An 18511-nucleotide genomic window follows, 5' to 3' on the forward strand; every position below is an offset into this window, starting at 1 on the left:
CTTATCGCCAAGCCTTAATGGCGAAAGCCTTAGTTGCACTTATGTAGATAAGAAAGTTTTATACTTTCCTATCTACTAAAAAAGACAAACCCCTCAGGGTCTGTCTTATTTTTGCATACTTTGCTCGGCTATTTCAATCGCTCGTTTCACCATATTACCGGCATCGCGCGACTTGATACCGCCCCATCCCTCTTTTTGCACGGTGTCGTAAAAACCTAACTCTTTGGCAATTTCTTCTTTCATATGGTCTGACATAAAACTTTGACGTCTAGCCATGAAAGAACAACCCCTTTCTGTTAAGAGTACTTACGACACACTTATCATTTGTTTAATAACTAAAAATAACCGTGTTATAACTATACAAAAAAGGAAATTTTTTAATTGGAAAAGTCATATTACTTTAACATATTTTCAAGTTTTAATGCTAAACCTATATTACCGTTCATTTTTAATTTACCCGTCATAAATGCGGTAGTACAATCAGATCTTAAAATTCCTTATCTTTTATTTTTAGCACGGCAAGATGCTTCTTATGTATTCTCAGTATAAACAGTAGCAATCCCATCATTAAAGTCTAATTGATATACTCCATTTCCCATATCCGTGATCTGAAATTCATATGTAACTCTTATCTCTGAATAGGTTTTTTTCCTCTAGTTTATTCGTGATTAATTCCCATATCTCTTTTACAGTTTTGTCTTCTATCGAAACCAGTATTCGATTCCCTTTCGAAAAGTAAATTTTAGACAGAACAAAAGAGTAAGCGAATCGATGTTGACTTATCGTAAGGATGATCGCTAGTCGTTGGGAACCGGACGTGGATTAAAATAGTTACTATTTATCTACAGACTTCTAATGTGATAATTTCCTAAGACAAAAATATAGCAGTAAACGTTAGTTTACTGCTTCAAAGCAATTGCCGCTTCTTCTAGGAAGCTTAATTCTACTGTTTCTGTTAAAACGTCTGCATAGCTATACGAAACACGTTCGAATGCATTTTCGTCTTGGTCTAGCTCAACAATGAAAACAGAAGGATATGTCTCTGCTAATATTCCACATCGTTCTATTGTTTTTCTTCTTCCGCCATTGGCTCTAAGACGCAATTTATTACCAATTTGACATTCCAGACCTTGCTTAATTTCGATTAATGTTTTAGCCACTATACTCCACCTCACTATTTATACTATAACACAAGCTTGTATTAATGGTCAAATAAAACTTTATATTATAACAATATATCTTTCCCCTTGCAATAACAAAAAGCTAATTTTTTACTATTATCTCAAATTATTAACAATTTATGTATGTTATTTGTTGGAAGTGGCACAGATTTAGGTAATGTGCTAAATAACAATTGAGCTGATGATTACACCAGCTCAAACTATAAAGATTCCATTGTTTCGTCCTCGTTTTCCTCATCTTCCTCTATATAAGGCATACCAGTACGAAGAAGGCCTCTGGTTTCTACTCCACCCATTCCCTTGTCTCCGGTTAATGTATTGCGCAACGCATCCCAAACACTCACTTTTTCCATGAAAGGCGTATAGGCAATCTTTGCAGCAATATAAACAGGGTCTAAGGCATGAATGTTTATACGAGATGGGGAACTTGCAAAATTAGCCCCAGCACGAATAAGCGACTCAAAATGAGACTGACAAGCACCTGCGAATATTACAAGCTGATCCAGGTGTGGTGTAATCCTTCTCGCCTCGCGTACTGTCTCAGCAAAATATCTCGAATGACGATAAGCACGGATATCATTTTTTAATCCTTTATTTTTCGAAAACGAATCATGCCCAGTTATCACAATAATATCTGGTTGAATTTTATCTACCAATGATGCGATCTCTAACGGCATTTCTTTCTCATTTAAGTGAACCCCGTGTACTTGCAAACCCATTCGCTGGTATAAATGAATACATTTTCGCAAATACATACTATCCCCATCCAAGTGCAGTACTTTTGCAGGTATTTGAAAAATTTTAGTTGAATGATGATAACCATCTGTTGATTGATATGTTCGTTTTTCTTTCATAAGTTTATAGTCCTGGCGAAATAGACGATAGGAAAAGTCCTCATGCTCCTTTCCTTTTCGACGTCTCTTTTCCAATTCTGCATCCTGAACACGTGTTAAATCGTCTACTGACGCATCAGCTTCTAAACGAATATCCTCTCCATGTAATAGTGCTGTATCCTTTGTTACTGATACAACACGAAATAATAAGTCATGATTATAGGAAATGCGTGTCACAAGTTCCCCTGTTTTAAAGCTCATAAAGCCACCTCACAGCCTAAGCATCCTAACATAGACTATGTGATGATAGTCTCTACTGTGCTTAATTAACCCATAAAAAATGAGGAGTGGCCATTGCATAAATAGCCTCTCCTCAATTAATTATTATCTTTATAGAATAAGTTGGCCAATGCTGCAAACTCACTTATATCAAGGGATTCGCCGCGCCTGGTACCATCTATCCCAATACCGTCTAACATTTTACCAATGGTTTCTTTGTCATATTTCTCTTTAAAAAAATGACTTAAATTGTTCCGCAACGTTTTTCTTCGTTGGGCAAAACTTGCCTGCACGATAGAAAAAAAGTGATCTTCATTTTCAACATGAACTGGCGGATTCTCTCTTGTGGTTAGTCTTAATACACTAGAATCGACATTAGGTTGAGGCATAAAAACACTCTTAGGTACTTTCATTACAACCTCAGCTTCGGTGTAATACTGCACAGCAACTGTCAACGATCCGTAACTTTTACTATTCGGCTTTGCAGCCATTCGTTCAGCAACTTCTTTTTGAATCATTACCGTTAAACTAGATACAGGTAACTGCTCCCGTAACAATTTCATTAAAATAGGTGTGGTAATGTAATAAGGTAAATTGGCTACTATATGAATTGGTTGATCTGGTTTAAAATTTGCTTTTATTGCTTGTTCCACTGTTGCTTCTAAAATATCCTGATGAATTAATTCAACGTTATCATAGCCTTCAAGTGTGTCAGCTAAGATCGGCAGAAGTCGTTGGTCAATCTCATAAGCTAACACTTTTTCAGCATGAATAGCTAATTGTTCTGTTAATGCACCTATTCCAGGTCCAATTTCAATTACTCCGGACTTTTTATCTATCCCCGCATGCCTGATAATGTTTTCTAAAATATTTACATCAATTAGAAAGTTCTGACCCAAGCTTTTTTTAAATGAAAATTTATATTTTGCTAATATTTCTTTTGTCCTCATCGGAGTTGCTATATGTTTTTTAGAGATCATGGCTCTCCTCCTGCTGTATTTGTTTGACAGCGTCCTTAAATTGTTGCTTTGTTATTTGGAACATGGTTAACCGTTTCAATAACTGCTTCCCGTTAGTGTGTCCGATTTGCAATATTTCACCAAGCTTATCCCTACTTGAACTTGCATTGGAACTTCCAATAAAACCATGAAAAATTAGATCTTCTTTGGTTATATCGCTTTTTTCGAAACTCTTCAATTCATATACGTCCCTTAAAGCCTGTTGGATCGCATCAATTGATGCATGTTCAATCCCCAAACTCTGATTATGGGGGTTCTTAGACCTTGCTTCATTACGTGATAAAAAGGCATGCTTACAACCTGGAACAGCATCATCTATAATATGTCGGATTCGTTCCCCTGGGTAGTCCGGGTCTGTAAAAATGATGACACCGCGTTTATTTTTAACATGCTGTATTTGTTTTAATATAGACTCATTTATAGCTGATCCGTTGGTTTCAATCGTATCCGCATCAACTGCGAGGCGAATTTTTGCTGTATCATCTCGACCTTCCACAATAATAACCTCTTTGATCTTCAAATCAGTATTCCTCTTTTCATACATAAAAATATTAGAAAACTTGGCTTATCGTTAAAGGGATTCTAAGAAAGCATAGTATGCTTTCTTAGAATCTCTTATGCTTTGGAGTGCAAGCCTTAATGACGAAAGCCTAAGTTGCACTTATAGTAGATAAGAAAGTTTTAAACTATCTTATCTACAAATAAAGCTCTTACCACTATAACATGGTAAGAGCGTATTTATTCTAATCAAGTATTTTTACTTTAACTTTTCTTACACCAAATCTATACGCATCCGATTTTGTTGGAACGTGTACATCAATACGATGGCCTTTAATACTACCACCTGTGTCACCAGCAACTGCTTCTCCATATCCTTCAACCCAGACTCTTGTTCCTAAAGGGATAACACTTGGATCTACTGCAATTACTTTCATATCGGGATTAGCATTTAAATTGATTCCAGTTGATGTATAACCAGAACAACCACTACACCCAGCTGTATATGCACTTGCGGTCATAGTCATTTCTTTTGAACTACTTTTTGAACTATCGCTTGATAATGTAACAAGCTCTTTTTGCTCTACTTTTGTCCCAACTGCTACAACTTTATTTTGACTTTCCTGGATTACTTCTTCATTTATTAGTTCACGACTTACTTCTTCACCATTTTCCTTCACTATTTCATATTTCTTAACAATAGTGCCGTTCCTACCTTGGGTAACGACTTTTTCTTTCCCTTTTTCAAGTGAATTGTCGTTTTTCCGTTCTGTGCTAAATGCCACTGTCTCTTCAACTTCATCAATTTCTTTCTGTACACGAGTGATGACAATTGGTTCATCCTTCGTTACTTCTTCATCAATAGCCGGCTTGATCTTATCAAGGTTCTCATCGTATGTAATATCGTTTTGCTGCAATATGTCCTCAATCGAACCACCAGTGGTCCATACTTGTTCTTTATTACCACCATCATTAATGGTAACCTGGTAAGCTTTTGCTATATCTAATTGTAAGCCGTTTTTTATACTTTCGTCAGTTTGATGTGATACTTCATCATATTCTGAAAGTGTAAGGTTCTGCTCTTTTAGGAATTGTTCGATTGTATCCATCGTCGTAAAATAGTCTTCTTCTTTGTCATCTATGGTTACAGTAACTTCTTTTGCTGTTTTATATTCTATTTCCATCCCTGTTTCAACCTGTGCTGTTTCGTCATGCGATAAAGCATCATGTTCTCCAACAGAGATACCTACTTCTTCAAGCAGTTCTTCTACTGTATCTGAATGTGTTGTAACGGTTTGCTCTTTGCCATTTTCTGTTACGATTACCTCAGCCTTTGTAGCTTCGAATATCATCATACTAGAAAAAACCAAAAGCGCCAAAACACCTATACTCGAAATAACCAGCTTCATTTTTGATGCCGGCAATAGCTTTGAAAAAATTTTCATGCTTCTTGCCTCCTTGGTATACGAAATCTATTCTAGTAAACAAGTATATGCAAAGTCAAAGCATATCCGATTACGATTCCTTTACAATTAGATTACACTTGATAATACATGCCCTATATCACAACCTTTTTAGAGACATAACCATTGATAATGCTAGATTTACACACAACTTAGCTCCACTAAAAAAGAGACTAGCTTTTTAGACTAGTCTCAAAAGGTTATCCAGTTCACCTGTAGTTTATAACAAAAAAATTACGACTAATTACGAGGTTTTCCGTTAATTCCAAACAACGAGAAAGCATTATCTGTCGTAACTTTGCTAATTTCCCCGAATGACATTTCTCGTAGTTCTGCAATCTTTTCCGCTACTAATTTTACGTATGCAGGTTCATTTCGCTTTCCACGGTTAGGATGTGGTGCTAAAAACGGGGCATCGGTTTCCACAAGTAATCGGTCCAACGGTACTTGAATAGCCACTTCTTTTGGCATCGTCGCATTTTTAAATGTAACTGGGCCTCCAAGTGAGATGTAAAAATTCATATCAAGACATGCTTGTACATATTGAACAGAATCATTGTAACAGTGCATAATTCCGCCAACCTCTTTAGCATTTTCCTCCTGTAAAATTTCAATAATATCCTCCGTTGCTTCTCGATTATGAATAATAATGGGCATATCCACTTTCTTAGCAAGACGAATTTGCTTTCGGAAGACATTTTTTTGTACCTCTCTAGGTGACTTGTCCCAGTGATAATCTAGTCCCATCTCTCCAATAGCAACCACTTTTGGATGGGAGGATAACTCCTCAATCCACGCTAATTCCGCATCCTTCATATCAATTGCATCTACAGGATGCCAACCTACAGCAGCATAAATGGTTTCATACTGTTCCGCTATTTCAATTGCTAATGGAATCGTCTCTCTGTCAAAACCTACAACTACCATATAGTTTACTCCATGATCAAATGCACGTTGAATTGTCTCATCACGGTCTTCAAAAAATTGTCTGGCATTTACATGCACGTGTGTATCAAATAGCACAATAATCCTCCTATTTTTCAAATGAAAAGGCCAACCCTAAAAATAACAAGAGTTTGACCTTCTTAGAAAACTTGGCTTATCGCCAAGCCTTAGTTGCACTTATGCAGATAAGAAAGATTTATACTTTCTTATCTGCTAAAAAAATTATTTAACAACAGAACCATTGGATAATGATTCTTCAACAGAAGTAAGAACTAATTTCCCAGTGTCATCTTCACCACAGAGAATCATTCCTTCTGACATCTCACCACGTAACTTCACAGGCTTCAAGTTTGTTACACAAATTACTTTTTTCCCTACCAAGTCCTTGGGTTTATAATATTCTGCAATTCCTGAAATCACTTGGCGCTTTTCATTTCCAATATCGAGTTGCATTTTTAACAACTTATCAGCCTTTTTCATTTTTTCTGCTTTTAGAACCTCAGCAACACGCATATCAAGCTTCATAAAGTCATCAAATGCAATTTGTTCTTTTTGCTTAGCTGGTTCTGTTTCAGGAGATTTTTTCTTTTCCTGTGAAGGATTTTGCATCATTTGCTTAATTGCTTCCACTTCCTTCTCTACTTCCAAACGAGGGAAAATTGGATCTCCTTTTTGAACACGTGTTCCAGCTTTAATTTGTCCATCCGTATAGATGCTATCCCATTGTTGCAGTGTCTCATCTGTAACACCCAATTGCCTGAAGATCTCGACAGGTGCTTCTGTTAGAAATGGTTGAATCATAACAGCAACTTTGCGAAGCGATTCGGATAAATGTGCCATTACATTACCAAGACGTTCTTTCTTTGCTTCCTCTTTCGCCAATACCCATGGCTCTGTTTCATCAATATATTTATTGGTACGACTTACTAATTGCCATAATGAAGAAAGTGCTACAGAAAATTGCATGTTTTCCATTGCATCTTCAACTTTTCCGATTGTTTCTTTCGCAAATTCCTCAAGTGTTTGATCGATTTCTGTTTCAGAAGCTTTGAATGCAGGTATTTCACCATCAAAATACTTTTGAACCATCGCAATTGTACGATTTAACAAATTCCCCAGGTCATTAGCTAAATCATAGTTCGTCCGATCTACAAATCCCTCTGGGGTGAACACACCGTCAGAACCAAATGGCACTTCACGTAATAAGTAATAACGTAGTGCATCAAGACCGTATCGATCCGTTAGACTAACTGGATCTACCACATTCCCTTTGGATTTGGACATCTTACCATCCTTCATTAGGATCCAGCCATGTGCAAAAATTTTCTTCGGTAGCGGTAAGTCCAACGCCATAAGCATGATCGGCCAATAGATGGTATGAAAACGAACGATTTCCTTGCTCATTAAATGAACATCAGCTGGCCAAAACTTCTCATATTTTTCCGGATTATCCGTGCCATACCCGAGCGCTGTAATATAGTTACTCAACGCATCAATCCAAACATAAATAACATGTTTCGGATCACCTGGAACTTTTACACCCCAATCAAAGGTTGTACGTGATACAGCTAAGTCTCCTAATCCAGGTTTAATAAAATTATTAAGCATCTCATTTTTACGACTTTCCGGTTGAATGAATTCAGGGTTTTCGTCGTAAAACTCGACAAGCCTGTCGACATATTTACTCATTTTAAAGAAATATGACTCTTCTTTTACTTTTTCAACAGCACCGCCACAATCAGGGCAATGTCCATCCTCTAGTTGGCGTTCTGTGAAAAAGGATTCATCTGAAGTACAATACCAGCCTTCATACTGATCAAGGTAAATATCACCTTGCTTTAAAAGCTGGTCAAAGATTTTTTCGACCACCTTTTTATGACGTTCTTCCGTTGTTCGAATAAAGTCATCATTAGTTATTTTAAGTTTACTCCATAGTTCCTGAATTCCACTGACTATCTCGTCTACATACGCCTGTGGGTTCATCCCTTTTTCTTTTGCTTTGCGCTGAATTTTCTGCCCATGTTCATCTGTGCCCGTTAAATACATGACATCAAATCCTCGCATCCGCTTATAACGAGCGATCGCATCTCCAGCTACTGTCGAATATGCATGACCAATATGTAAATTACCACTTGGATAATAAATTGGTGTTGTTATATAAAATGTCTTTTTCTCTTTCGGCATGTGTTTTCCTCCTCAACTAAAAACTTTCCTAATTACATGAAAACTACTTCTATTGTAGCGATTTTATCATAAGATTTCCATTGAGGGACAGTGAAGTTAGCAAATATCCGCAATAATAGCTATTATGATCCACAATAACTATTAAAAACCATAAATATTACAATTTATTCCTCTTTTTTAATATAAAAGTAAAGGAATAGTAAAGTAGAAGAAATTTTCAAATTTATCTTTATTTTTTAACAAAAATTTATTGACACTTATGGTAATGGTTGGTACTATATTGCTTAGGAAGATGTCGAAACATAGCGAAAATTATTTCCGAGTTACGTGTATGAAGGGGAGAATGAAGAGTATGAAGTCTACTGGAATTGTACGAAAGGTTGACGAGCTAGGCAGAGTTGTCATACCTATTGAACTACGCCGAACACTTGATATTCGTGAAAAAGATGAATTAGAGATTTATGTAGATAACGATCAAATTATTTTAAAGAAATACAAAACTAGTATGAGTTGTCAGATTACGGGAAAAGCATCTGATGATAATATTTCTTTAGCTAACGGAAAGATTGTACTAAGTCCAGAAGGTGCAAAAGATTTAATTACAGAAATTGAATCTCGATTAAATAAATAGTTAGTATGGACAAAAGGGGATGAAGGCTTTACGTAAGCGTTCACCCCCTTTTTTTATTAGTATTAATTCTTGTGCTCTACTTAGTCTTCAATATGAAATGTTTGATAAACGTCCCTCTTTGGCATTTGCCTTTGGGTAGCCACTTTTTTAATAGCTTCTTTACTTGTTAAATTCTCTTCTTCGATATAATAATTCACATGATCATTTACCGAAAGATGGCTCCACCACAAATTAGCTCCTGCTTCTTCCATTTCTGTTGTACCTTCTACAATGATGCAAAACTCACCTTTTAATTCATTTTCCTCAACCCAGACCATTAATTCCTGCACAGTTCCTCGTGCATACTCTTCAAACTTTTTCGTTAGCTCACGTGCTACAGCTATTTGTCTGTTACCAAGTTGCTCAAAAATGGTCTTCAACGTATCTTTAACCCGGTAAGGCGATTCATATAACAAAAGGGTAGCCTGAATAGACTTCAATCGATTTAATTCCGCTTCTTTATCCTTCTTTTTTCGGGGTAAAAACCCGTAAAAATAAAACTCGCTTGTAGAAAGTCCAGAACCAACGAGTGCGCATAGTGCAGCATTTGCCCCAGGTAACACGACGACGGGTTGATCAATTTCCAGCGCAGCTTGAACAAGTTCATATCCAGGATCAGATATAGCGGGCATACCGGCGTCACTCACAATCGCAATGGATTCTCCATTTTCCAATCGATTAAGTAATTGTTGTTCACGTCCAGCATTACTATGTTCATGATAGCTTACTAGCGGTGTAAAGATTTCAAAATGATTAAGTAATTTCTTCGTATTACGTGTGTCTTCTGCAGCAATTACTGTAACTTCTTGTAAAATCTTTACAGCACGATAAGTGATGTCCTCTAAGTTACCAATTGGCGTTGGTACAACATACAATATTCCTTCTGCTCTGTTATTAAAGCTTTTCTGTATTTTCATATTGCATCACTTCTTTCAGTTTATCCCGGATTAATTGGAATTTTTCCTTTCTGGTAAGTTGTTTAATTTGATATTCCTTTTGTAAAGCTGCCTCTTTTGTCGTTAATTTTTCCACAAATACCACTTGGAATGGCCCGCGGCCTCGTGTATATTTGGCACCTTTACCAGTATTATGCATTTCCAGTCGGTGTTCTAAATCATTTGTATAACCGGTATATAGTGTATTATCGTTACATTTCAACATGTAAACAATATGTTCGTTATCTTCCATTTATAATAACCTCTGCTTCCTTGGTATATGTATTGTCATCGTTATAAATATATATAGGTGGGAGTATCTTTAAATCTGCTTTTCCATCACGTAGGGCTTCAATTAGCAGTATATTCGCCTCTCTCCCTTTTTTGGGATAGACAAACTGCATTCGTTTTGGTTCTAGGTTATAGGAACGAAATAATGTTATTATATCTATTAGTCTTCCTGGACGATGAACCATAGCAACTTTTCCACCAGGTCTTACGTGTAGTTTACACGCTTTTACAACATCCTCTAATGTACAATAAACCTCATGTCTGGCAATCGTCAAAAATTCATTTTGATTATACTCTTGTTTTGACGGTGTACGAAAATAAGGTGGGTTACATGTAACTACATCAAAACTGCTATGACCGAGTATTGGTCGCATTTCCTTCAGATCACCATGAACCATTGTTAATTGCTCTTTTAACATATTTATTTCTACCGACCTCCTGGCCATATCTATTAGCTTGGACTGAATCTCAACACCAGTGATATGAGCATTTGTCCGTCTTGATAGGATAAGTGGAATGACACCATTTCCCGTGCACAAATCTAAAATTGCCCCTTTCTTTATGGGTACATATGTGAAATGAGCAAGCAACACAGCATCAAGGGAGAATGAAAACACGGTAGGACTTTGAATAATCTGCATATCTCCTTCTGCAAACAAATAATCAAGACGTTCATCATCGTGTAACTGTACCATTATTAGTTCCTTCCTATGTTTAAAAAGCTGTCTCTAGGTTATAGAGACAGCCAATTATTACTTATTTTGTTTTGTTTAAAAATAACAGACAGAACAAGCAATCTTCATCTTGTCTTGGGCTACCAAAATGAACATTACAAATATGGAACCCTTCTTCATATAATCTTGCTAAATTATCATACCCTTCACCGGGTATTTCCTTCAGTTGCTTCTCAGTTCGGCTTTCTTCTAAGTTGTCCTCATCTTCAGTGGCGTCGAATCGATTACGCAAATGGTGATTCTCCATAGACAATCGATTGTTTTCCTCTAACAAATCACCTAACTTGCTCTTAAGGTCACCAAGCTGCTCATACAACTCACCGATTTGCTTTTCCATATCCGATACCTGATCAAAAATTTGTCTCTTATTCACGACTGGTTACACCCCACTATTCTGTGGCTTGTGCTGTAATAATTCCTTCTTCAATAAGTTCGTCTAATGTATATTCGATTACTCGTTCTTTTTCTGGAATTTCGATTTGGATAACACGTTCAAGGATGTTTAAACCAACTACTTTACCTTTACCATAAGGTGTCTTAACTCGTTCTCCTAAATCAGGTAGTTCTCGCTTTCCAGATTCGTAATCATCATTTTCGTATTTCAAACAACACATTAAACGGCCACATAAGCCTGAAATTTTTGCCGGATTAAGTGATAGATTTTGATCTTTTGCCATTTTTATAGAAACTGGTTCAAAGTCTCCTAAAAATGTTGAGCAACAGAGCATCCTACCACAAGGTCCAATTCCACCTAGCATTTTTGCTTCATCCCGTACTCCGATTTGTCTAAGTTCGATACGTGTTTTAAACATCGCAGCCAAATCCTTGACCAAATTACGGAAATCAACACGGCCATCAGCCGTAAAATAAAATATAATTTTATTACGATCAAATGTATATTCTACTTCCACTAGGTTCATATCTAAATTATGTTCTACTATCTTATCGGTACACGCTTTAAAAGCCTTTTCTGCATGCTCTTTATTTTCAACAACACTTAATTTGTCTTTTTCATTAGCAATTCGAAGTACTTTTTTTAGTGGAAGTACAACATCTTCCTCGTCTACCTGTTTATTTGTAAGCACAACTTTTCCAAATTCAATGCCACGCACTGTTTCTACAATAACGTAACTGTCTAAAGAAATGTCGTGTTGATCTGGATCAAAATAGTATATCTTACCCGCTTTTTTGAAGCGAACACCAATCACTTCTACCATTTATATCACCTCTTAATTTGAAGTGTAAGCTGTTCCATCACTAATGTTGGATGAACGTTCAGCTTCAATTTTTGCTTTGCTTGTAAAATGGCATGGAGGATAGCCATTAGCTTTTCCTGTGAAAAATACATCACTGCCATTTCAAGCTTTTCATCATCTTTTTGAAAAACCACCATTGTTTCTCCCTTTTCCAGATGGTAGTAAAGCATATCCCTGAAAGCTAGCAATAATAAATCCATGCCCTGCTCCAGTTGCTTTTTTTCTTTAAAATGAGGGATCCAATGGTTATGAATATATAAGTACACGTCATTTGGATTTGATGAAAACATTTCTACTAATTGTACCATTAACTTTCTTGCCTCTGCAAACCACTCATCTTCATTCCAAGCAATCGCCTCATCCAAATTATTTGTTAACGCACTCATCAAGCGCGCATTTGCTTCTGTTAACCCTGCGTCCATCAATTGCTTTTGAAAATGAAGTGGGTTTAAGGGCTGCAAATCAATAATCTGACAACGCGAACGGATCGTTGGAATAATGGATTGACTATTATCTGTCAGCATAATAGCTGTTGTTTTTTTACTCGGTTCTTCCAGAAATTTTAAAATGCGATTTGCAGCATTTAAAGTTAACGTATCAGCACCTTTAATAATATAAACTTTTTGGTTGGATTCAAGTCCAGAATACGTAAATTCTTTTTGCAAATTTTTTATTTGTTCAATCTTAATCGATTGTCCCTCTGGCTCAATCCAATGCACGTCTGGGTGATTACCGGATGTAATTCGCTTACATGTATTACAATCATGGCATGGCTCTGCATCTGAGGTGTGCTTACAGAATAAGGCCATCGCCAATAACAATGAGATCTCTTCTTTACCCGTTCCTCTTTCTCCCTGAAGCAAATAGGCATGAGAAACACGTCCTTTTTTCATGCTATTTGTAATGATTTTACTAGCTAATGGTTGGACTTGTGCTACCTCAGACCACGTTTTCATAATTCCCAGTACCTTTCTGTACAGTTAAGTATATAAATTAACCAGCAGACCCTTTATCTCACCAATAAGACCAAGAATGTCTACTGTCTTTTTTTCCTGATTCATAATTTCTTCTGTTAGTTCAAGTAATTTTTCATCTACTTCTTTCACTATAGCAAGTTTTCGATTTTGCCCATCTATGCTAAAGCTATGTGTTTTTTGAAGGTCTAAGCCATTATAAACGGTTTCCTGTAAAAAACCTTTTACCATTCGTTTAAATTTTACAAGGTCACGAAACGAACGAAATCGCGCAAGCTTGTCACCTTGTAGTGTAATATCTTTCATTAACTTCTTAAGCTCTTCTTGCTTCAATTGTGCAGTTTGGGACTGAACCATTGCATTAAAAGAAGGATTTCCACCAACTGTTGAACGTTGGTTATTTGTTGTCGCTTCTACCTGTGATCGCATCTCTTGATTAATTTTCATACGTTCAGCCCCTTCTTTCATATTTTAAAAAACTATCTTGGTTAAAATTGGAAAAACGATTCGATTGGCAAAATAAATACTGTTGCGCCACCTACTTCTACCTTAACAGGCTTTGGAATATAAGAATCGGCATTCCCACCCATCGGTGAAATTGGAGCTACCATTTGTTCGCGTTGCGAGCAGTTGTCCCGAATGATATCTAAGGCTTCATCAACATATTGATCCTCACAACCAATCATAAGCGTTGTGTTACCTTCTTTTAAGAAACCACCAGTTGTTGCAAGCTTTGTCGTTTTAAAATTTTCATCTCCTAAAGCATCAGTCAGGCGATTAGAATCTTTATCTTGAACAACAGCAATGATTAACTTCATGAACTTTACCTCCTTTACCATAAATTATTTTTTTAGATATGACGTAATCTTTTCAAGTGAATCCGTTTCAACCTTTTCAAGCTTTTGATCTGCATCAATGGTTTTAATGCGTGCAGGAAATTTCTTAACAAGTTGCTGATATGCTTCGTATACTTTCTCATGAAAATGAATATTTTCTAAATCTAAACGATTTCTTTCTCTATCTTTATTCGCGGCTATACGCTGTAATCCCTTTTTTGGCTCAATATCAAAAAATAATGTTAAGTCTGGCATACATTCCTGAATTGCAAATTGATTAACCGAAAATACTTCGTCCATCCCGAGTCCTCTAGCGTGTCCCTGATACGCAAGACTACTATCAATAAAACGGTCACATAATACTATATTCCCATTTTCCAATGCTGGTAGTACTTTTTCTACTAAATGCTGTCTGCGTGCTGCAGCATATAGTAATGCTTCGGTTCGCCCATCCATTGTGGTATGAGTTGGATCCAGAATAATGTTACGTATTTTCTCTGCTATTTCAATGCCTCCAGGCTCACGTGTTGTTACAACATCATAACCCAAGTTGGCAATTTTATCTTGAAGAGAATGAAGAATCGATGTTTTACCAGCACCTTCTCCACCTTCAAATGTTATAAAGTATCCACTCACAGCTTTATCTCCTTATTGAAAAACGCTAATTCCATTATTTATATTACGATGTTGGACCTGTACACCATGTCCTAGTAAGTGTTCCAACAACTCTATATGTATAGCTGTAATCCGTTCCCCTTTTAGAACAATTGGAATACCTGGGGGGTAAGGGATGATTGCTTCAGCTGCTACATGTCCTTTTGCGTTGTTTAATTTGACTTGTTTTGTTTTTCGTTGTTGCATCTCTTGATAGGAAAATACAAGTTCTTGTATAGGCTTTGTAAAAAGCTTTGTTATATCTATTGTAGCATGATTAGGCTCCATTTTTAATCTTTCATTTATTCTTTTTAGTGCTTGTTTAACTTTAGAAAATTGTTTAAATGGAGCTAGTCCATGAATAAATAGTACTTGATTGTGTGTGGTTAGCTCTGGATATATTCCTTCCTGCTCAAACATTTTTGCTACATCTTCCCCAGATAATCCCTGATTGATATGTATCGTTAGTTTTAATGGATCATCATTTTCTTCCATTGGAATAACCCTCCATAAATCACTTTCTTGCATAAGCTGACGAAATTGTTTAGTACTAGTTAGAACTTCATCCACTTGTTCGGGATTCATATTTGCTAAAAAAGATCTGGCAATATCCAGTGATGCCATTAACGGATAAGAAGGACTGCTTGACTGAAGCATTTGTAAAAAATGTGCGATACGAGTAGCGGGGATACGAGTAGAATTAAGATGTAAATAAGCTGTCATCGTCATCGCAGGTGCCATTTTATGCGCAGACTGAACTACCACATCTGCCCCATGCTCTATTGCAGAAGTTGGAAAAGGTGTACCCAATGAAAAATGAACACCATGTGCCTCATCAACAAGTACAGGTGTGTTACATTCATGTGCATACTTAACCATTTGTTTTATTGAAAATGTTTTACCAAAATAATCCGGATAGGTTAATATAACCGCCTTTGCATCAGGATGTGCATCAAGTGCGTATGCTAATGTTTGAAAACTAGGCGCTGTATATCGATCCATTCGACTTTCATATTCAGGAGCAATAAATATAGGCTTTGCTCCACTTAATTCAAGGCCATTTAAAACTGATTTATGACAATTACGTTGTACAATTATTTTCTCCCCTGGTTGGCAAGTTGCTAAGATCATCGCCAAATTACCAATGGTACTGCCCCCAATCATAAAAAAAGTATGATCTACGTTGAAAAAATCAGCAGCTAGTAATTCTGCTTCGCCAATAACACTATGTGGAGCGTGCAAATCATCCATACCGGTAAGCTCCGTCACATCAAAGGGAAGTATGGAGTTGTAAAATGATAGTGCGTTTCCTGGCCATACAGTTCCGTTTTTATGACCAGGCACATGGAATGATATTGGTTCACTCGTTCTAAATTGTTTAAGCTTCTCAAACAGTGGCATGGTTTGTTGATCATATTTCATTGTTATTACGTCCTCTTTTTTTATTTAGGCTGTTTTCTTAAAGATTGTTGCTCTACAACTATTCAACAGTTGATATAGAATGCGACGTAACTTTAGGCTTATTTCTAAGAACGCGTGCTATTGCCGCCGTCTGGGATCGCTACGGGCGGATGCTTTCCGCGGGCACGGTCTCAGCCAGGGTACTACTTGAATCATCTTCTTCGTTCCCTTGCGCTGAGGAAGCATACTTCGAAGCGTTACTAGAAGACGCAGGCGCATCTAAGCGGTGTCTTCAGACACGTGCTGTTCCCGCAGGAGTCACCGCCCTCCGCTCTCCCTGACTGGTAAGGGGTTCTATTAATACTAATACAGTCCCACGACAGTAACGGAAATAACAGCGGAGGAAATACACGTAGACTCCTTGAAAATACAAACCGATTTTCTGCGTGCGATGTCTAGCTATGTAGCTTTCCTTATCCTGTGGGAGCAGAGGCTCATCAGCCGCCCACGGGTAAGACACTGCGCAGTGAAAGCGAAGTGTATTTCCGTAGCGGTAGGTTAACCGTCACATCAAGTTACTTCGCAGTTTATATCTATTATGTAGCAATTTATATCAATAGCAATAAACTGTGCGAAAAAAGCCAGCATTTATTTAATTAAGCGTACAAAAAAAGTCCTTGCATGTAAAACTGCAAAGACTCATATCAATTTATGAATATAATGTTGGTTGATTCATATTTTTTAATTTTTGTAGATAATAGTGGTATTTTTCTTCCCTTGGTTCTGTGTGAATCATGTTGCGTTCACATTCACAGCAGATAAATAGTTTATAAAGATGAATTCCTCTTTCCTTCTCTTCTTCACATATACCGCAGCGCTCGCTTACTTGTATAGGTTTCATTTCCCCACCTCCGTTAGCTTAGTATCTCCTAATCTAACGAAATCTATACATAAAAATCTTTGAAACAAGGAATCTTTCTTATTTTTAACTATATGTGTTGTTAGCCTGTATGTTTACACTTTTCTCAATTTAACTTCTTATTATTTTCGGTAGTTAACCAGATTTATGTCCAAATCGTTATAATCTTGTACAGATTCTATTTCGTTAGTTTCTAGTTGCATCGTTTTATTTTCAAAACTAATGCCAAAGCTGTGAAATGTTACGCCTTTTTCTCTAATCGATTCCAATAATTGAAAAACTCTTTGCAGCTCTTTATCTTTATTATGATCTGTGATCTTTGTTTCACGCATGGAAATACCCGCCTCCACGCTTGTTACATCCTTGTAGTTAAATATGGTTCCATCTTCTGTAACAGAAGGGTCCTGCTCCAAAATCGTCTCGACAGAATAGTTCTGTCTATCAGGATATATTTCTTCAATGACAGAATTCAATTCTTGTCTGGCCTGGTATCTCCATGTCGCACTATGAAAAGAATCTTCTATTTTATTAGTTCTAGGGTTTTGACCGATATAAAACTCAATATCCTTATGGTTTTTTTCATATGCATATGCGTAATAGGTTGACCCATGATTCATATCATATCTTGTTTTCTTAATAACAAAGTCCCTATCATACTTCTCTTCCAGGGTCGTTTCAAACTGATCTTTATAAGTGAAATACTCCCATGGTTTCCCGTAATTAAAATAAATAATAAAGCCTCCTACAGCGATTACCACTACAGCCATTAACAGCAACAACATCAATCTCGTTTTTTTCATTAGTACCCTCTAAAGAAAAAAATTGCATGTGAATTCTAATAGACTTCACATGCAATTTTACCTTAATTATGCACTTGTTGTTATATGACAAATAAATGAATCGCTGCAAGTGAAGCTACTCCAAACAATCCCAGAAAGCCTGAAACGACTGTTGTGAACAGGTTAATTGGAATATGCAACCCTATTGCTCCACCAAATACATTAAAGAAAAATAAAAATAAAATTCCTATCCCTAGTTTTATCGTAGTTTGTCCGAGAAAACGCATTGGCTTGATTGGAGCGCCAACAAATAGAAGTAACACGATTAATGTTACCATGATTGTAATAACCAGTGTAGAACTCAAGCCTATCAACTCCTTTTCCTTGTCCCCTTACTAGTACATATGAAAGGAAACATGAAAAAAGAACTTAAACTCTATATCGTATTGCACTGATATTTCTTCGCCGTGCTTCACGTAATAGAAATAAATAGTTCGCTCGTGATATTTCCTCTTTAGCAATACCACTTTCAGTAGGTTCCACACTTTTTTCTAAAAGCGATTGTATTTGTTTCCATTCTCGATCTATTATAAAGATAGAATCTAGTAATTGTACATCTACATCGCGTTTTCTAATTTTTCTAGCCATGCCCTCACCTAA

General features: G+C 36.6%; 24 protein-coding genes. 1 reads left to right on the forward strand and 23 read right to left on the reverse strand.

Annotated elements, in window-relative coordinates:
• Window positions 1–105: 105 nt before the first annotated feature.
• From ACFQ3N_RS16045 to metG, 9 genes are all read right to left on the reverse strand, one after another.
• On the reverse strand, window positions 106–276 hold the full coding sequence (locus ACFQ3N_RS16045; protein ID WP_390363545.1) for a small, acid-soluble spore protein, alpha/beta type: 171 nt from the start codon (window positions 274–276) through the stop codon (window positions 106–108).
• 119 nt (window positions 277–395) lie between these two features.
• Window positions 396–494, reverse strand: coding sequence for an SCP2 sterol-binding domain-containing protein (locus ACFQ3N_RS16050; RefSeq protein WP_390363584.1), 99 nt, complete (start codon window positions 492–494; stop codon window positions 396–398).
• Window positions 495–899: 405 nt separating this feature from the next.
• On the reverse strand, window positions 900–1160 hold the full coding sequence (gene veg / locus ACFQ3N_RS16055; protein ID WP_390363546.1) for a biofilm formation stimulator Veg: 261 nt from the start codon (window positions 1158–1160) through the stop codon (window positions 900–902).
• A gap of 221 nt (window positions 1161–1381) precedes the next feature.
• Window positions 1382–2275, reverse strand: a complete 894-nt coding sequence (yabG, locus tag ACFQ3N_RS16060) for a sporulation peptidase YabG (protein WP_390363547.1) — start codon at window positions 2273–2275, stop codon at window positions 1382–1384.
• Between the two features lie 116 nt (window positions 2276–2391).
• Window positions 2392–3270, reverse strand: coding sequence for a 16S rRNA (adenine(1518)-N(6)/adenine(1519)-N(6))-dimethyltransferase RsmA (rsmA, locus tag ACFQ3N_RS16065; protein ID WP_390363585.1), 879 nt, complete (start codon window positions 3268–3270; stop codon window positions 2392–2394).
• Window positions 3263–3832: a ribonuclease M5 gene (gene rnmV / locus ACFQ3N_RS16070; RefSeq protein WP_390363548.1), complete on the reverse strand. Its 570-nt coding sequence runs from the start codon at window positions 3830–3832 to the stop codon at window positions 3263–3265. The genes rsmA and rnmV overlap by 8 nt, the downstream gene beginning before the upstream one ends.
• Window positions 3833–4055: 223 nt before the next feature.
• Window positions 4056–5255, reverse strand: coding sequence for a ubiquitin-like domain-containing protein (locus ACFQ3N_RS16075; protein WP_390363549.1), 1200 nt, complete (start codon window positions 5253–5255; stop codon window positions 4056–4058).
• 258 nt (window positions 5256–5513) lie between these two features.
• On the reverse strand, window positions 5514–6296 hold the full coding sequence (locus ACFQ3N_RS16080; RefSeq protein ID WP_390363550.1) for a TatD family hydrolase: 783 nt from the start codon (window positions 6294–6296) through the stop codon (window positions 5514–5516).
• A 144-nt stretch (window positions 6297–6440) separates the two neighbouring features.
• Entirely contained in the window at window positions 6441–8402 is a 1962-nt protein-coding gene (gene metG / locus ACFQ3N_RS16085) for a methionine--tRNA ligase (RefSeq protein ID WP_390363551.1), read from the reverse strand.
• Window positions 8403–8754: 352 nt separating this feature from the next.
• Here metG and ACFQ3N_RS16090 point away from each other — a divergent pair, with 352 nt between their 5' ends.
• Window positions 8755–9033 (forward strand): AbrB/MazE/SpoVT family DNA-binding domain-containing protein, encoded by a 279-nt coding sequence (locus ACFQ3N_RS16090; RefSeq protein ID WP_390363586.1) that lies wholly within the window; start codon window positions 8755–8757, stop codon window positions 9031–9033.
• 80 nt (window positions 9034–9113) lie between these two features.
• Here the strand turns inward: ACFQ3N_RS16090 and rsmI are convergent, their stop codons facing one another.
• The 14 genes from rsmI to ACFQ3N_RS16160 all read right to left on the reverse strand — a co-directional run bounded on the left by rsmI (window position 9114) and on the right by ACFQ3N_RS16160 (window position 18499).
• Window positions 9114–9989: a 16S rRNA (cytidine(1402)-2'-O)-methyltransferase gene (rsmI, locus tag ACFQ3N_RS16095; protein ID WP_390363552.1), complete on the reverse strand. Its 876-nt coding sequence runs from the start codon at window positions 9987–9989 to the stop codon at window positions 9114–9116.
• Window positions 9967–10260 carry a GIY-YIG nuclease family protein gene (locus ACFQ3N_RS16100; RefSeq protein ID WP_390363553.1) on the reverse strand — a complete coding sequence of 98 codons (294 nt, stop codon included), beginning with the start codon at window positions 10258–10260 and terminating at the stop codon, window positions 9967–9969. Before ACFQ3N_RS16100 ends, rsmI begins: the two co-directional genes overlap by 23 nt.
• On the reverse strand, window positions 10250–10993 hold the full coding sequence (locus tag ACFQ3N_RS16105; RefSeq protein WP_390363554.1) for a tRNA1(Val) (adenine(37)-N6)-methyltransferase: 744 nt from the start codon (window positions 10991–10993) through the stop codon (window positions 10250–10252). The genes ACFQ3N_RS16100 and ACFQ3N_RS16105 overlap by 11 nt, the downstream gene beginning before the upstream one ends.
• A gap of 61 nt (window positions 10994–11054) precedes the next feature.
• The gene (yabA, locus tag ACFQ3N_RS16110; RefSeq protein WP_390363555.1) at window positions 11055–11405 is read right to left on the reverse strand and encodes a DNA replication initiation control protein YabA; all 351 of its coding nucleotides are present in this window, start codon (window positions 11403–11405) and stop codon (window positions 11055–11057) included.
• Window positions 11406–11421: 16 nt separating this feature from the next.
• Window positions 11422–12249: a PSP1 domain-containing protein gene (locus ACFQ3N_RS16115; RefSeq protein WP_390363556.1), complete on the reverse strand. Its 828-nt coding sequence runs from the start codon at window positions 12247–12249 to the stop codon at window positions 11422–11424.
• A 5-nt stretch (window positions 12250–12254) separates the two neighbouring features.
• Window positions 12255–13244: a DNA polymerase III subunit delta' gene (gene holB, locus ACFQ3N_RS16120; RefSeq protein WP_390363557.1), complete on the reverse strand. Its 990-nt coding sequence runs from the start codon at window positions 13242–13244 to the stop codon at window positions 12255–12257.
• A gap of 24 nt (window positions 13245–13268) precedes the next feature.
• On the reverse strand, window positions 13269–13709 hold the full coding sequence (locus tag ACFQ3N_RS16125) for a YaaR family protein (RefSeq protein ID WP_390363558.1): 441 nt from the start codon (window positions 13707–13709) through the stop codon (window positions 13269–13271).
• Window positions 13710–13750: 41 nt separating this feature from the next.
• Window positions 13751–14080: a cyclic-di-AMP receptor gene (locus ACFQ3N_RS16130; RefSeq protein ID WP_390363559.1), complete on the reverse strand. Its 330-nt coding sequence runs from the start codon at window positions 14078–14080 to the stop codon at window positions 13751–13753.
• Between the two features lie 24 nt (window positions 14081–14104).
• The gene (gene tmk, locus ACFQ3N_RS16135; RefSeq protein ID WP_390363560.1) at window positions 14105–14734 is read right to left on the reverse strand and encodes a dTMP kinase; all 630 of its coding nucleotides are present in this window, start codon (window positions 14732–14734) and stop codon (window positions 14105–14107) included.
• Window positions 14735–14746: 12 nt separating this feature from the next.
• Window positions 14747–16174: an aminotransferase class I/II-fold pyridoxal phosphate-dependent enzyme gene (locus ACFQ3N_RS16140; protein WP_390363561.1), complete on the reverse strand. Its 1428-nt coding sequence runs from the start codon at window positions 16172–16174 to the stop codon at window positions 14747–14749.
• Window positions 16175–16862: 688 nt separating this feature from the next.
• Window positions 16863–17054, reverse strand: coding sequence for a sigma factor G inhibitor Gin (locus ACFQ3N_RS16145; RefSeq protein WP_390363562.1), 192 nt, complete (start codon window positions 17052–17054; stop codon window positions 16863–16865).
• A 140-nt stretch (window positions 17055–17194) separates the two neighbouring features.
• Window positions 17195–17872: a hypothetical protein gene (locus tag ACFQ3N_RS16150; RefSeq protein WP_390363563.1), complete on the reverse strand. Its 678-nt coding sequence runs from the start codon at window positions 17870–17872 to the stop codon at window positions 17195–17197.
• 80 nt (window positions 17873–17952) lie between these two features.
• Complete coding sequence (locus ACFQ3N_RS16155; RefSeq protein ID WP_390363564.1) at window positions 17953–18216, reverse strand: pro-sigmaK processing inhibitor BofA family protein; 264 nt, start codon at window positions 18214–18216, stop codon at window positions 17953–17955.
• A gap of 64 nt (window positions 18217–18280) precedes the next feature.
• Entirely contained in the window at window positions 18281–18499 is a 219-nt protein-coding gene (locus ACFQ3N_RS16160; RefSeq protein WP_390363565.1) for a YaaL family protein, read from the reverse strand.
• Window positions 18500–18511: the final 12 nt, after the last annotated feature.

The organism is Virgibacillus byunsanensis (assembly GCF_042675965.1).
Taxonomy (GTDB): Bacteria; Bacillota; Bacilli; order Bacillales; family Amphibacillaceae; genus Virgibacillus_R; species Virgibacillus_R byunsanensis.